Below are 15,408 nucleotides of genomic sequence, written 5' to 3' on the forward strand. Positions count from 1 at the left end.
TCAAATCGTTTTTAGCTCCTTTAACATCAGTTGATTCACTGCCGCCAGCATGTTTTTGCGTCCCCGGTGCAAAATAACCCGCACATTGGCTTCTGTCCAACCGGTTTCATCGGCGATGGTTTTGCTCGGTTGATCTTCCAAATAGAACAAGCGCAGCACCAAACTTTCCTTCGGTGGAATCAATTTTAACGCTTCCTGCACCACCAAAGTTTGTTCTTCCGGTGTCAGGCCGTTCAGACTGCCCTCAACCGAATCAAGCTCCGTTTCCTGAAGTTCATTTTGGTAAATGTGCTGCTTCTTTTCTTCTCGTATTCGCTGGAATGCTTCGTTAATGACAATCCGGTAAAACCAGGTTTTAAAACTCGAATGCCCTTTAAAGGTTTTCAGTTTTTGGAAGACCTTGATAAACGATTCCTGCACAACCTCCTCGGCCCAAAATTCATCTTTGACGACAGAAATAGCCACCGAAAAGGCCAGGTCTTTATAGTTGCTTATAAAATACCTGAAGCCCTCGGTGTCGCCGTTTAAGACTTTTTGGATGTAAAGGTTGTCCATTGAAATTAGTTGCTTTTCGGCTTGTCAATATAATGAGCGATGACCATGGCGACTCCTCCAAAAAGCAGGACAAAGGCAAAGATGGATGCTCCATCGGTTTTTTTGTTCAAGTTGTCCCACATGGGGTTTAGGGTAAGAACCATGGCGAGCGAGAGCCCGACGCCGATACCAGTTATCAACATGCCCAATTTCAGCCAGGGAAATCGAAAACCGACTTCGCGTTTGGCATAAATCTCCGAAACATCCTTGTCTCGTTCAATGAGTGCCATTCGTTCTTTATTTCTGGCTTGCAGAAAATAGTACCATCCTAAAAAGACACTGGCGAAAAATCCCAGCCAAATCAATGCTAACATCAAATCTTCCATTGTTTCATTTTTTTAAGTTTCGACTCTTTGATGCAGGCTAATAAGAAATGTTACAGAAAAATGGAATATAGTATGAAATGTAAGTGAACGGTTTTAGTAATGAAAGGCTTATTTCTCACGCGAACGATACGATCCGTGTTTGCTTACTTCTCAAAGGCGCTTCCTGCGACCTCCAAAACCATTTGAAACTCGTGGATAGAATTCAGGTCGATTGAGCCAAGCACATAAATTACAGCCTTGTTGCTCACCAGCAAGAATTCGTTTTCGCCACTTTTGCCTTTGTTTCGAAGAAAAGAGATCTTATCATCTGACCGTTCGGAAACCATCAGGCGGGAGAAGTCTTTCAAATTAGTCTGAGATAAGAAAGGTTCATATAGCGACTGGCGTTCGGAGTCTCTCGGACCCTGGAATTCGATCATTCTTAAGCAGGAAAGCTGCCTGTAATATTCCTTCAATTCGGGAGGAGTGGTTTTGGCTTCAGCCAACATCTTAAACATCTCATCCGAGACTTCAAAAAAAGAAACATCCGTCATTTTCTTGAATGATTGAAAAGACTGTTCAATGGACTGATTTCCGTTTTGTGCACCCGATGATAAACTTGCGATGATGCAAAACAATAGCAAAAATAGTGTTGTTCTCATACTTGTTTTTTAATTATGGAACTTAATGTCCAATATTTGTTTCACGTAATGTTCTCATTGATTGGAGTGGCTTTTCCAACAGGTTCACATCTTCCAACTGCTTCAGGTTTTTATTCATTTCGCTGGAGAAATAGTACAAGGTTTTCGCCGTGGTGTTATTCAGTTGAATCAGCTCTTTTTTTGTCAGTTGTGTGTATCGTATTGGTTCTCGGTTTGTTCTGAAAAATGCTACACTGACTATAACTGTTAGCGCAGCAATTGATGCGGCAATTGAGATCCTTCGGGTCAGCTTGACCCTGGAATCTTTAATGTGTCGGGTTACTTTTGCAAGAGGATCAAAGTCATCAGGAATCTCGTCACCCGATTTCCCGAAAGCCTTATGATAGGCTTTCAGGAAAACAACGGATTCGTCGTTTTTTTTTAGGAGATGAACCATCTCTTCAATGGTTGATTCCCCTTCTAAAAACGATTTTGTTTTGTTTTTATCGTTTTTCATAAACTGTACTCTCCTTTAAATATATGATACAATCTTCTACGTCCCCTCGAAACATGCACCCGAATTGCATTCACCGGGAGTTGCATGATCTGTGCTATTTCGGTATACTCAAGACCTTGAAAGTCTTTTAGCTGTAATGCCAGTTGCTGTTGTTCGGGCAATCGTTTGAGTTGTTGCCTGATTTGCTCCACCAGGTCAAGCTGTTCCATGGTCGACGTTTCAACCCTTTCATGCTGGTGGGTTTGCTGAAAAACCTGAAATTGTTTTTGCTTTCTTAGTTGATCGAAGCAATAGTTTCTTAACATGGTCATGCAAAAACTTGCTATATTTTCTTCTCTGTTCAGCTTTTTGCGTTGAAGCCACAACCTTAAAACAATCTCCTGAACAGCGTCCTGAGCTTCTTCTTTTGAATTTAGAATGCTGAAGGCAAACCGGTAAAGTTGATCTTTAAGTTGATGGATCAGTTGTTCAAATTCATTTTTTTTCATGAAGCAAAAACGCTGTTTATTTAGAAATCTACGTTGGTATTACGAATAGACCCTGATTTCATTACACCTGTTGGAAGAATTAAAGTTCAAAAGAACGGAAAGTCTTTGAAGATCAAGATAATTGCAGGAGAATTTGTTTTCATTGCCAGCTTCTTGGATGAAGGACAGTAACTTTTGTTGTCTGATTTTTGTTTGAATGATCAATTCCCAATGAACCACTCAATTCTTGCAGATAATTCAGATGAATGCATCTTTTTATTAAGAATCGTAAAATAAAAAGCCATTCTGTTTTCATTTTAAAATTAAATTGTGATATTTGCAGGAAATCATTGAAAAAATGACACGAATTTATTCCATTTCCATTCTCGGTATTCTACTCGGTATTCTAATTTGGATGCGGTAATGAGAATGGTATGGAGTAACTAAATTTATAAAAGACAGACATAAAGCCATTCTCAAACGAGAGTGGCTTTTTTCTTTGATAGAAACAGTAAAAACAGATAATCAAATAAATCATTTCATCATGAGCGACAGATTGTACATTTTCGACACCACTTTGCGAGACGGGGAGCAAGTTCCCGGGTGTCAGTTAAACACGGTTGAGAAGATTGAAGTGGCCAGAGCATTGGAGGAATTGGGCGTTGATGTGATCGAAGCCGGTTTCCCTGTATCAAGTCCGGGCGACTTCAAATCAGTAGTCGAAATTTCAAAAGCGGTGACCTGGCCAACCATTTGTGCCCTAACCCGCGCAGTAGAAAAAGACATTGATGCTGCCGCCGAAGCTCTAAAATATGCAAAAAAGGGCCGGATTCATACCGGGATTGGCACATCGCCTTATCACATCTACAACAAACTCAATTCGACTCCTGAGAAAATTCTCGAACGTGCTGTTGCTGCCGTAAAATATGCGAAGAAGTATGTTGAGGATGTGGAGTTTTATGCCGAAGATGCGGGCCGCTCCGACAATGAATACCTGGCGCGGGTGGTTGAGGCGGTGATTAAAGCCGGAGCTACGGTGGTGAACATTCCGGACACAACCGGCTATACCTTGCCTTACGAGTTTGGCGAAAAGATTAAGTACTTGGTGGATAACGTTCGTGGGATTGAAAAGGCAGTGATTGCAACGCACTGCCACAACGACTTGGGAATGGCAACGGCAAACACCATTGCCGGAATCATGAATGGAGCACGGCAAGCGGAGGTAACCATCAATGGAATTGGTGAACGGGCTGGAAACACTTCGCTTGAAGAAGTGGTGATGACCCTGAAAAGCCGCTACCAGGTGTTGAATATCGATACGAACATCAACACTAAAAACATTTATAAAACAAGCCGACTGGTGTCTAATTTGATGAACATGCCGGTGCAACCCAACAAAGCGATTGTGGGCCGGAATGCTTTTGCCCATTCTTCCGGGATTCACCAGGATGGCGTGTTGAAAAATCGGGAGAATTACGAAATCATCGATCCGACCGATGTTGGCATCAATGAGTCGTCCATTGTGTTGACCGCCCGAAGCGGACGTGCAGCGCTGAAACATCGCTTGGAAATTATGGGCTTCGAGCTGAACAAGGAGCAGTTGGATGAGGTTTATGAGAAGTTCCTGGATCTGGCTGATAAGAAAAAGGATATTCGCGATGACGATGTGGCCTTGCTGGTTGGTGATGCTGAACAAAAAGAACGTCGCATAAAACTGGACTTCCTGCAGGTGGTCAGCGGAAAATCGCTGCAACCGATGGCTTCAGTTCGAATTGATGTGGCTGGAGAGAAATTTGACGCGACAGCTTCGGGCAACGGTCCGGTTGACGCGGCGATCAACGCTGTTAAACAAATCATCCGCCGGCAGGTTACTTTAGAGGAGTTCCTGATTCAGGCCATTACCAAAGGAAGTGATGACGTTGGCAAGGTACATATGGAGCTGGATTTTGAAGGCGTGAAGTACTTTGGATTTGGCGCTCACACGGATATTATTACCGCCTCGGTGGAAGCGTTTCTGGATGCGGTGAATAAAATTCCGATAAAATAAAGAAGTGTAATTTTTTAAAAGAAAATAAATTGGAAGCAAAAACATTATTCGACAAAATTTGGGATGCCCACGTGGTGAAGAAAGTAGAAGCAGGCCCAAGTGTATTGTATATCGATCGTCATTTCATTCATGAAGTGACCAGCCCGGTTGCCTTTTTAGGATTGAAGAATCGCGGACTTAAAGTTTTCCGGCCAGATCAAACCACGGCCACGCCTGACCACAATGTGCCGACGATTGATCAGGAATTAAGCATCAAGGATGAGCTTTCGCGCCACCAGGTAGAAATGCTTAAGCGCAATTGCGAAGAGCATGGCATTACCTATCATGGTTTGGGAAGCGAAGGACATGGCGTGGTTCACATCATTGGGCCTGAAATGGGCTTGACTCAACCTGGCATGACCATCGTTTGTGGCGACAGCCATACGTCTACCCACGGGGCTTTCGGTGCTATTGCCTTTGGAATTGGAACCAGCGAAGTGGAAATGGTGCTGGCCAGCCAATGCATCATGCAGCCCAAACCTAAAAAAATGCGCATCATCGTTGATGGTGAGTTGGGAAAAGGGGTTACGTCAAAAGACATTGCCCTGTACATCATTTCTCAAATTTCTACCAGCGGTGGCACGGGCCATTTTATTGAATATGCGGGATCTGCCATCACCAGCCTGAGCATGGAAGCCCGTATGACGCTTTGTAATTTAAGTATTGAAAGTGGTGCCCGTGGCGGAATGATTGCCCCGGACGACACAACCATCAACTACATCAAAGGCCGTCAGTTTGCTCCCAAAGGAGCCGACTGGGACAACGCCGTTGAACACTGGAAATCCTTGAAGTCGGATGCAGACGCTCAGTTTGATACCGAATATCATTTTGACGCGGCCGACATCGAGCCAATGATTACCTATGGAACGAATCCGGGTATGGGAATTGGTGTCACACGAAACATTCCGCTGGGTGAAGAGTTGCTGGGGACGGATAAAACAACTTTCCTGAAATCGCTGAAATACATGGACTATCATCCGGGCGAAGCTATGAAGGGCAAAAAAGTTGACTACGTTTTCCTCGGAAGCTGTACCAACGGAAGGATTGAAGATTTCCGCGCATTCGCACAGTTTGTGAAAGGCAGACAGAAAGCAGCCGACATTAATGTTTGGTTGGTGCCCGGCTCAAAAGCGGTCGAAAAGCAAATCATTGAAGAAGGACTGGACAAGATTTTTGAAGCAGCAGGAATGGCTCTTCGTCAGCCAGGATGCTCCGCTTGCTTAGCCATGAACGATGATAAAATTCCTGAAGGAAAATACGCGGTTTCAACTTCGAACCGGAACTTTGAAGGTCGTCAGGGACCCGGAGCCCGCACGATGCTGGCCAGCCCGTTGACTGCTGCAGCTGTGGCGGTAACAGGTGTAATCACCGATCCAAGGGAGTTGATGTAAAGCCCCGAACCCCGTAAGGGGAATGGGAAAAGATAAACAAGAGTGAAATAATTTACTAAATAGTGCCTTGCTCCCAAACTTCCGGCAAACGTCGGAAATTTGGGAGGGGCTTCTAATAATAGATAGAAATGGCATACGATAAATTTAATACATTAACATCTCCGGCAGTGCCGCTGCCTGTGGAGAATGTGGATACCGACCAGATTATTCCTGCCCGTTTTTTGAAGGCAATTGAGCGTAAAGGTTTTGGAGATAACTTGTTTCGCGACTGGCGTTACAACAAGGCCAACCAGCCCATTGCTGATTTTCCTTTAAACGACAGCAAATACTCCGGGAAAATTCTTGTTGGCGGTAAAAATTTTGGCAGTGGTTCAAGCCGTGAACATGCGATTTGGGCAATTTATGATTATGGGTTTCGTGTGGTGGTATCCAGTTTCTTTGCTGATATCTTTAAAGGGAATGCGTTGAATAATGGTCTGTTGCCGGTAGTGGTCTCTCCAGCTTTCCTTGAAAAGATTTTCAACGCCATCGAAAATGATCCTTCAACGGAGTTTGAAGTTGATCTTGCAACCCAGAAATTCACCATGCTGGCTACCGGAGAGTCGGAAGAATTTGAAATCAATCCTTACAAAAAGCACTGTTTGCAGAACGGATTGGATGACATCGACTTTCTAGTGGATATGAAGGAAGAGATTGAGGCATTTGAAAAATAAAAAATTGATCATGACGGGAAAAGTGGTAGAGGTTCAAAACCAGGTGCTCAGTATTATGGATACAACGCTGAGAGATGGAGAACAGACCTCAGGTGTTTCATTTACTGACACCGAGAAACTAAGTGTTGCAAAAGTCTTGCTGGAAAGTGTTAAGGTCGATCGCATCGAAATTGCATCAGCACGCGTTTCCGAGGGCGAATTTGAAGCTGCCCGTCGAATTATGTCCTGGGCTGCCGAACATGGTCATCTTGACCGGGTAGAAATCCTTGGATTTGTAGATGGCAAAATTTCGCTGGACTGGATCAACCGGGCTGGCGGAAAGGTGTTGAACTTATTGTGTAAAGGATCTTATAAGCATGTCACCCAGCAACTTCGCAAAACGCCTGAAGAACACATTGCGGATATTCGAAAATCGGTTGATTATGCGACCGAACTAGGAATTGCGGTGAACGTCTACCTGGAAGACTGGTCGAATGGGATGCGGAATTCCAGAGATTACGTACATTTTATGGTTTCCCAACTCAAGGAAATGAATATTAGGCGTATCATGCTACCGGATACTTTGGGAATATTGGATCCGGATGAAACCTATGAGTTCTGCAAGGAAATGATTGAGAGTTTCCCCGATGTTGAATTTGATTTTCACTCACATAACGATTATGACCTGGCTATTGCCAATGTTTTTCATGCCATTAAGGCAGGGATTCGTTGCGTGCATACCACGGTGAATGGTCTCGGTGAGCGGGCTGGGAATGCGCCACTTTCGAGTGTGATCGCCACCATCAAAGATCATCTGCGCATGGAAACCAAGGTGAACGAAAGCATGTTGAATCGGATTTCGAAACTGGTAGAGAGTTTTTCAGGCATTCGTATCCCGACAAACAAACCTTTGATTGGTGAGTTTGTGTTTACGCAATGCAGCGGGATTCATGCGGATGGCGACAACAAGAACAATTTGTACTTCAACGATTTGCTGCCGGAGCGTTTTGGTCGCGTCAGAAGCTATGCTCTTGGCAAGACTTCAGGAAAAGCCAATATTAAAGCCAATCTCGAAGAAATGGGGATTGAGCTTGATCCGGAATCATTAAAAATGGTAACCAACCGAATTATTGATTTGGGAGATAAAAAGGAAACAGTAACTGCTGAAGACTTGCCCTACATTGTTGCCGATGTGTTGCAGGAAAGCATGGAGCAAAAAATTCAGATTAATAATTATGCCTTGTCGCATGCGATGGGCTTGAAACCTTCAGCCACAGTAAGTATTAGTGTTTATGGAAAAACCTATGAAGCCAGTGCTTCCGGCGATGGGCAGTACGACGCGTTTATGAATGCGCTGAAGAATATTTACCGGCGACTGAAAAAGCCTTTCCCGAAATTGCTTGACTATAGTGTCACGATTCCTCCCGGAGGAAAGACAGATGCTCTGGTAGAAAGTGTGATCATATGGGAGCTTGGGCGAGAGTTTAAAACCCGTGGTCTCGATCCCGATCAGACAGCGGCTGCCATTAAAGCAACTGTGCGCATGTTGAACCTGTTGGAACATCGGACGGAGCATGATAACGTTTAAAAATTGAAAATAAATAGAAGAATATGAAATTGAAATTAGCGGTTCTTCCGGGAGACGGAATTGGACCTGAAATTATTGATCAGGCAATGAAAGCAGTGAAAGCTGTTGCCCTGAAATTTAATCACGAATTGGAATACAACTTTGGTTTGACGGGCGCTGTGGCTATTGATAAATTGGGTGAGCCATACCCTGATGAGACGCATGAACTGTGTATGCAGTCCGATGCCGTGCTGTTTGGTGCTATTGGCGATCCGAAGTATGATAACGACCCCAAAGCCAAAGTTCGCCCGGAGCAGGGATTGTTGTTGATGCGCAAGAAACTGGGTTTGTATGCTAATATTCGTCCGGTGGAAACTTTTGAGTCGTTGTTACATAAATCGCCTCTGCGCCGTGAGTTGGTCGAAGGAGCTGATTTTGTCGCCATTCGCGAGTTGACCGGTGGTATTTATTTTGGCGAAAAAGGACGGAAAGATAACGGAAACACGGCTTTTGACACTTGCACCTACACCCGCGATGAAGTGGAACGCATTCTGAAACTGGCCTATGAATTTGCCCTTAAACGCAACAAAAAGCTAACGGTGGTTGACAAAGCCAATGTGCTGGAAAGCTCACGTTTGTGGCGCGAAATTGCGCAGGAAATGGCCCCCAGTTATCCGGACGTGAAAACGGAATACATGTTTGTGGATAATGCTGCAATGCAAATCATCCAGTGGCCGAAAAACTTTGATGTGATGGTGACCGAAAACATGTTCGGTGATATTCTGACCGATGAAGCCAGTGTGATTACCGGTTCGCTGGGACTCTTGCCATCGGCTTCGATCGGGATTCACACCTCGGTTTTTGAACCGATCCACGGCTCGTACCCGCAGGCAACCGGGAAAGACATTGCCAACCCTATTGCCACCATTTTATCGGCAGCCATGATGTTTGAGTATGCTTTTAGCCTGATGGATGAAGGTAAGCTGATCCGTAAAGCTGTTGCTGCCTCAATGGACGCAAAAGTGGTTACTGAAGATATTGCCGAAGGAAAAGCATACAAAACATCGGAAGTGGGCGATTGGATTGCTGACTATATTTCCAAGGCATAAACATTTTTTTCTCATTGAAACAGAAAAAGGCTTTCCAATTTGGAAGGCCTTTTTTGAATATATCATGAGCTTCATCGAGCCAGATTCTTTTTCCAATGATTCGGGTTCGAATAGCGTTATTTTATTTGCTTCACTTTGACGGCGGTTGGTCCTTTTTGGCCCATTTCAACCTCGAAACTAACCAGGTTTCCTTCTTTGATGTCTTCCAGCACATTGTTGATATGGACAAAAACACTTTCTTTCGTTTCTGAATCACGGATAAATCCGTAACCTTTTGAATCGTTGAAGAAAGTTACCGTTCCTTTGCGTATTGGATCAATTGCTTCGTTCGGATCGCTCTTCGGCACACTGACCTCAATGTCTTCAACGTTAACTTCTGCTTTTTGAGAGGGATCGGGTGGTGTGTCGGTGAAGTTTCCATTTTCATCAACATACATTATCATATCGTCCAGACTGTTTGATTTTTCATTGTCTTTTCTGGCCAATCGTTTCTTCTCTTTCTCTTTTCTCTTTTTTTCTTTCTTGTTTCGTACTTCTTTTTTGTTAAATGTTTCTTGAGACCTACCCATAAATTCTGTTTATATTAATTATTAGTGAATACTCATACTATGTATTTACCAGCCTACGAAGGAATGGCAAAACAGGTTTCCGATATTGCAACCGGACTTTACTTTTCACGCTTATAAATGAGGCGGAAATTGCTTTTTTTAGTAAAAAAGGATCAAAAAAAGAGAACTATACTGAACGACTGAAAGGAGTGGGTCTGGTCTTTTTAGCGCTATTTTTGAGCCCAAAATTTCGGCTAAGTTACAATTTTATTTGATGGAATAATAATCTGGAGCTTGTGGCTACGGGTAAATTAACATCAGGGAGTCGTTTAACCTGATCTTTCAAATGAAGCATGTGTCGTTTCACAACCAATCATTTTCCGGGCCGTGAGTTTTTGATGAGTCTGAAAGCAGTTGATTTATGCCTTTCAGCTCTTTCGTAGTCAGATAGCGCCACTTGCCAACAGGAACATCCAGCGAGATATTCATAATTCGGATGCGTTTAAGTTTAGTTACTTCATAGTTCAGGTATTCGCACATGCGACGGATTTGCCGGTTGAGGCCCTGGGTTAAAATGATTCTGAATTGGTGCGAATCAATTTGTTCCACTTCGCATTGGCGTGTCACCGTATCCAGAATCGGGATTCCACTGCCCATCTTTCGGATAAATTCCTTGGTGATGGGCTTGTTTACCGTAACCAAATATTCTTTTTCATGGTTGTTTCGTGCGCGTAAAATCTTGTTAACAATGTCGCCGTCATTGGTCAAAAAGATCAGTCCTTCGCTGGGTTTGTCAAGTCGCCCGATTGGGAAAATCCGCTTGGGGTAGTCGATGTAATCGATGATATTATTTTTTTCCACCCGGGTGTCGGTTGTACACACGATGCCCACCGGTTTGTTAAAAGCCAGGTAAACGGGTTTGTCTTTGGGCTCTGAAATTAGTTTCCCATCTACCCGGACCTCATCCATCTGGCCGACTTTGGTTCCCATTTCCGGAACCATACCGTTGATGGTTACCCGGCCTGCTTCAATTAATTTATCTGCTGCCCGCCGCGAGCAATAACCCACTTCACTTAAATACTTGTTGATTCGCGTTGTTTGTGTCACCTTTTGTGTGTTTTATCATTAGAACAAGCGCCATTCGATTGGGTTTGATTCAAAGGATCATACCTGCGAAGTCGCGGCCTTGTTTGGGGCCGAAAGATAAGAAAAGTGCCGGTTTTCATTTAAGGGCGAGCATCTAAATTGAGTATTAGCGCTGTTCGCACGGCTGATTTTAATCAGGTGTTTTCGAAAAATATTCGGTATTTTTAGACAAACCTTCTAAATCATGAACCGAATGAAAAGATTAATCTTACTAAACCTTGTGTTTTCGTTTGCTATGGCCTTGCAAGCCCAGGACCTTTCTTTTAGATTTGAAGAACTGACTGCGCCAGACTATGTAAGGGCAGTTGAAAAATCCTCTAAAACTTGTATTTTGCCCATTGGGGTGTTCGAGAAACATGGTGCTCATTTGCCCTTAGGCACCGATCTGTACATTGCGCGCGAGTTGGCTTTACGTGCTGCCGGTAAAGAATACACCGTGGTTTTTCCCTGGTATTATTTTAGCCAGATTAATGAAGCCCGGCACCAGCCCGGGACTATTTCCTACAGCCCCGAACTCATTTGGAAAGTGTTGCAGGAAACGCTTGACGAGCTTTGCCGGAACGGATTCGACAAGATCATTCTGATCAACGGACACGGAGGCAACAATGCTTTTCTGAATTACTTTGGAATGGCCCAACTTTCAAAAGAACGCGATTACAGCTTGTACTGGTTTCAGCCCTCGTATGAACGGGAGATTCTAAAGGAGATGGAGGCGCTGACTCAAATAGATCAATACGATTCGCACGGGGGTAATCGGGAGTCCTCGCTCATGGAGGCCATCAAACCCGGGGTGGTTCATTTGGATCGGTCAGGCGAGCAATCGGGTATAGACCTTGATCGACTAGAACACCTGGAGCATGTATATACCGGCATTTGGTGGTATGCCAGTTATCCGAACCATTACGGGGGAGATGGAGCAAAAGCTAATGCCCGGGCCGGCGAGCTTCTGATCAACTCAGTGGTGGAGCAGTTTGTTAAAGTCATTCAGAACATTAAAGCAGATGAGACCGTGCCTGGCCTGCAAAAACAGTTTTTCAACGAAGCAGGTAATCCTTTAAAAACAAAGCAATAGGATGTGACATCAGATGCTTGACGAGATATAGGGATTTTCATTTGGCAGGGCGTTTGCGTGACAGTTAGACGACTCTTCGTTTAAATTCAGAACAACAAATAGCGGTCGCTGTGGCTACATTGAGTGACTCTGATCCGGCGTTTCCATGGGCAAATGAAGGGATGTGAATTTTATGTCGAATTTTACCTGCCAGCACAGGCGAAATGCCGTTTCCTTCGTTTCCCATCACCAGAATCCCGTGGGGCGAAAGATTCGACGTGTAAATGTTTTCGCCTTCCAGAAAGGTGCCATAAACTGGCAGTTGACTCTCTTGGGCTTCATTGGCCAATTTCGCAAGATCAAGGTAGTGGATCTGCACCCGGAAGATAGCACCCATGCTGGCCTGGATCACTTTAGGGTTGTAGCAGTCAACGGAATTCACGGAGCAAAGCACCTGCCTAATCCCAAACCAGTCGGCGATTCGGATAATCGTTCCCAGGTTTCCGGGATCTTGAATGAAATCGAGCGCCAATGAAAACTCCCCGGCAAGTTGCGCGTTCGTCAATTGATGGGTAGGAATCTCAACAACAGCGATGGCTTCCTGCGGCGTTTTCAATTGACTAGCCTTTTTGATTTCCTCCGGGCTGCATTCAACCACTTCTTTGGCAGCGGTCGCTGTAAGCCGATTATTCTTCAAAAAGCTGGACGAGGCAGCGAGCAACTTCACCGGAAACCCGGATGCTACGGCTTCTAAAACCACTTTATTTCCTTCAACCAGAAATACGCCTTCCTGATCGCGCGTTTTTTTTCGATTGAGTGACTGAATGAATTTTATTTTGTTCTTACTTAGCATGGTAGTTGGCAAACAATTTGTAAAAATAAAAACCCTAATCGATTTGTTTGCGTCCGATAGTGTTTATTTTTGTTGAAATTCCTAGAGATGGTTGAGAAATGAGAAAAGTGAGCCTGTTTAAAATACTGATTGGACTGTTTGTGACAGTCAACTTCTTCTCTTGCACATCGACCAAATTTGTTCCTGAAGGCCAATATTTGCTGAACGATACGGAGATAGAAATTGACAATAACTCCATCAGCAAAGAGCAGCTAAAAGCGCAGGTTCGGCAAAAGGAAAACTTGAAAATTCTGGGCTTCATAAAATTCCACCTGGGATTGTATAATCTGTCTTCCGCTAAAAAAGAAGAAGGTTGGTTTAAGCGAATTGGGGAGGCTCCGGTTATTTATGATGACTATTTGACTCAGCGCTCCAAGGAGCAGCTCAAACTTTACCTGAAGAACAAGGGATATTATGATGCTTCTGTTTCGGAACAGGTTATCACCAAAGAAAGGAAGCAGAAAGTGGAGGTGGTTTACGCCATTGAAACCGGCGAGCCATATCGGGTCAGAAATTACGGGTATCGGTTTGCGGACCGTCGCGTTGCGTCGCTGATATTGGCTGATACGACAAACCAGCTGATCGGGGCAGGAGAGATTTTTGATGTGGATGTTTTGAATGCTGAGCGCACCCGAATTGCCAGCCGACTAAAGGACTATGGTTATTATGATTTTTCGACGGAGCATATTTCCTATGTAGCTGATAGTGCCTTGATGAATAAGCAGGTTGATTTGACGGTGCAGGTAGCCGATGCTGATTTGGATGACGAAATGGAGCAGGTGAAACCTCACCGGAAGTTCATTGTTCGTTCGTTTCATATTACGCCTGGTTTCGTGCCTTCGCAATTAAGTGGCAGCCAGCCCGTTGCAGAATCGGACACTTTAAAGAATTTCCCATATACTTTTTATTACAATGGAAGAATGAGGTATAAACCGGAGTTGTTTTACAATATCAATCGAATGGAAGATAGTTTATACTATTCGCAGATCAATGTAGAAAGAACCTACCGCTCGCTTATTCAGTTGCGACAGTTCCGGGTGGTTAACCTGAATTTTGATGAAGTGGCTGATTTGGGTAATGACTCCATTGGGGTGCTGGATAGTAGGTTTCAGTTGTCGCCATTGCCGCGTCAAGGGTTCTCAGTTGACTTGGATGGCACCAATTCTTCGGGAAACCTGGGAGTGGCCGGGAATCTCAATTATCAGCACCGGAACGTCTTTCGGGGAGCTGAAATATTTAACCTAAATTTAAAAGGAGCTATTGAACGACAACAGACGTTGATTGAGGATAATAGCTTGAGCTTCAATACTCGTGAGTTTGGAGTTGAAGGGGCGTTAGCCATTCCCAAATTTATGAGTCCGCTGAAAAGGAGAGCCTTATTTAATTATCAGGTACCTCAAACTGATGTGAAGCTTGGGTTTAACTATCAACGGCGCCCGGATTATACCCGGACGATCACCAATTTCACGTTCGGATACAATTGGAAAACGTCTCCCAGCCGATCACATTTTCTCAATGTAGTCGATGTTAACTATGTCAACCTTTATGAGTTTAATGACAATTTTTTGAATTCGATACGGGACCTCTACATTAAAAGCAGCTTTACCGATCACCTTATTTTTGCGATGAATTATACCCAGGTGGATAATACACAAAACCTGAAGCGAAGAGCAGACTACCGCTACTTTAAATGGTCGTTTGAATCTGCGGGAAATATGCTGTCAGCATATTCTAATGTTTTTGATCGTCCAAAAGCCAGTTTTACAGATACGATCACCGGGCAGGTGTCAGATTATCATCGGGTGCTGGGAACTCGTTATGCCCAATACCTGAAAGCCGACTTCGAATACCGGTATGGACACATGGTCGATAAGTTCAACTCCATTGTAGCACGTACCTTTGTTGGAGTTGGGTTGCCCTATGGCAATTTCGATGTACTGCCATTTGAGAAGAAGTATTTTACGGGAGGAGCTAACGGAATCAGGGCATGGCAGGTTCGCTCGTTGGGGCCCGGAACATACGATGCTCCCGAAGGGGCTTATCCGAACCAATCGTCCGATATTAAGCTGGAGGCAAATTTGGAGTATCGCTATCGGTTTGTGTGGCGAATTGAAGGTGCCTTCTTCCTGGATGCCGGCAATATTTGGGCGATCAACGAAAAAGATAATCGCTCGGGTGCTCAATTTAAATTTGACCAGTTTTACAAGCAGATTGCCCTTGGCACTGGCATGGGGTTGCGCTTCGATTTTACCTACTTTATTTTCAGGCTCGACCTGGGGATGAAACTGCGTGATCCATCGCTGCAAGCAGGGAAGCGGTTCATCATTGGAAACTATCCGATTTCAGCTGAACATTTCAATCTGTCCTTTGCAATTGGTTATCCGTTTTAACCTGCATTTAAT

At 44.2% G+C, this 15,408-nt stretch carries 15 protein-coding genes; 7 read left to right on the forward strand and 8 right to left on the reverse strand.

Annotation, left to right across the window (positions count from 1 at the left end; genetic code table 11):
- The 5 genes from AAC033_RS11645 to AAC033_RS11665 all read right to left on the reverse strand — a co-directional run bounded on the left by AAC033_RS11645 (position 1) and on the right by AAC033_RS11665 (position 2,545).
- Positions 1-555: an RNA polymerase sigma factor gene (locus AAC033_RS11645; protein ID WP_339738262.1), complete on the reverse strand. Its 555-nt coding sequence runs from the start codon at positions 553-555 to the stop codon at positions 1-3.
- 5 nt (positions 556-560) lie between these two features.
- Positions 561-920 carry a DUF6249 domain-containing protein gene (locus AAC033_RS11650; RefSeq protein ID WP_339738264.1) on the reverse strand — a complete coding sequence of 120 codons (360 nt, stop codon included), beginning with the start codon at positions 918-920 and terminating at the stop codon, positions 561-563.
- Positions 921-1,063: 143 nt separating this feature from the next.
- Positions 1,064-1,561 (reverse strand): DUF4252 domain-containing protein, encoded by a 498-nt coding sequence (locus AAC033_RS11655; protein ID WP_339738266.1) that lies wholly within the window; start codon positions 1,559-1,561, stop codon positions 1,064-1,066.
- Positions 1,562-1,583: 22 nt separating this feature from the next.
- Entirely contained in the window at positions 1,584-2,057 is a 474-nt protein-coding gene (locus tag AAC033_RS11660; RefSeq protein WP_339738269.1) for a hypothetical protein, read from the reverse strand.
- Complete coding sequence (locus AAC033_RS11665) at positions 2,054-2,545, reverse strand: RNA polymerase sigma factor (protein WP_339738271.1); 492 nt, start codon at positions 2,543-2,545, stop codon at positions 2,054-2,056. Before AAC033_RS11665 ends, AAC033_RS11660 begins: the two co-directional genes overlap by 4 nt.
- Before the next feature lie 523 nt (positions 2,546-3,068).
- Here AAC033_RS11665 and AAC033_RS11670 point away from each other — a divergent pair.
- From AAC033_RS11670 to leuB, 5 genes are all read left to right on the forward strand, one after another.
- A complete protein-coding gene (locus AAC033_RS11670) occupies positions 3,069-4,571 on the forward strand; it encodes a 2-isopropylmalate synthase (RefSeq protein WP_339738273.1) in 1,503 nt (500 codons plus the stop codon).
- A gap of 29 nt (positions 4,572-4,600) precedes the next feature.
- The gene (leuC, locus tag AAC033_RS11675) at positions 4,601-6,001 is read left to right on the forward strand and encodes a 3-isopropylmalate dehydratase large subunit (protein ID WP_339738275.1); all 1,401 of its coding nucleotides are present in this window, start codon (positions 4,601-4,603) and stop codon (positions 5,999-6,001) included.
- 128 nt (positions 6,002-6,129) lie between these two features.
- Positions 6,130-6,714 carry a 3-isopropylmalate dehydratase small subunit gene (gene leuD, locus AAC033_RS11680; protein ID WP_339738277.1) on the forward strand — a complete coding sequence of 195 codons (585 nt, stop codon included), beginning with the start codon at positions 6,130-6,132 and terminating at the stop codon, positions 6,712-6,714.
- A 10-nt stretch (positions 6,715-6,724) separates the two neighbouring features.
- On the forward strand, positions 6,725-8,281 hold the full coding sequence (locus AAC033_RS11685) for an alpha-isopropylmalate synthase regulatory domain-containing protein (RefSeq protein WP_339738279.1): 1,557 nt from the start codon (positions 6,725-6,727) through the stop codon (positions 8,279-8,281).
- Between the two features lie 23 nt (positions 8,282-8,304).
- Complete coding sequence (gene leuB, locus AAC033_RS11690; protein WP_339738281.1) at positions 8,305-9,369, forward strand: 3-isopropylmalate dehydrogenase; 1,065 nt, start codon at positions 8,305-8,307, stop codon at positions 9,367-9,369.
- 116 nt (positions 9,370-9,485) lie between these two features.
- Here leuB and AAC033_RS11695 read toward each other — a convergent pair whose 3' ends face one another.
- On the reverse strand, positions 9,486-9,938 hold the full coding sequence (locus tag AAC033_RS11695; RefSeq protein ID WP_339738283.1) for a cold shock domain-containing protein: 453 nt from the start codon (positions 9,936-9,938) through the stop codon (positions 9,486-9,488).
- Between the two features lie 342 nt (positions 9,939-10,280).
- Positions 10,281-11,024, reverse strand: a complete 744-nt coding sequence (gene rluF / locus AAC033_RS11700; RefSeq protein ID WP_339738285.1) for a 23S rRNA pseudouridine(2604) synthase RluF — start codon at positions 11,022-11,024, stop codon at positions 10,281-10,283.
- 232 nt (positions 11,025-11,256) lie between these two features.
- Between rluF and AAC033_RS11705 the strand changes: the two genes are divergently transcribed.
- Entirely contained in the window at positions 11,257-12,135 is an 879-nt protein-coding gene (locus AAC033_RS11705; protein WP_339738287.1) for a creatininase family protein, read from the forward strand.
- A 64-nt stretch (positions 12,136-12,199) separates the two neighbouring features.
- Here the strand turns inward: AAC033_RS11705 and AAC033_RS11710 are convergent, their stop codons facing one another.
- On the reverse strand, positions 12,200-12,967 hold the full coding sequence (locus AAC033_RS11710) for an RNA methyltransferase (RefSeq protein ID WP_339738289.1): 768 nt from the start codon (positions 12,965-12,967) through the stop codon (positions 12,200-12,202).
- Positions 12,968-13,065: 98 nt separating this feature from the next.
- Here AAC033_RS11710 and AAC033_RS11715 point away from each other — a divergent pair, with 98 nt between their 5' ends.
- Positions 13,066-15,396, forward strand: a complete 2,331-nt coding sequence (locus AAC033_RS11715) for a BamA/TamA family outer membrane protein (protein WP_339738291.1) — start codon at positions 13,066-13,068, stop codon at positions 15,394-15,396.
- Positions 15,397-15,408: the final 12 nt, after the last annotated feature.

It is taken from the genome of uncultured Sunxiuqinia sp., from assembly GCF_963974515.1.
In the GTDB taxonomy this organism is placed as follows: Bacteria; Bacteroidota; Bacteroidia; order Bacteroidales; family Prolixibacteraceae; genus Sunxiuqinia.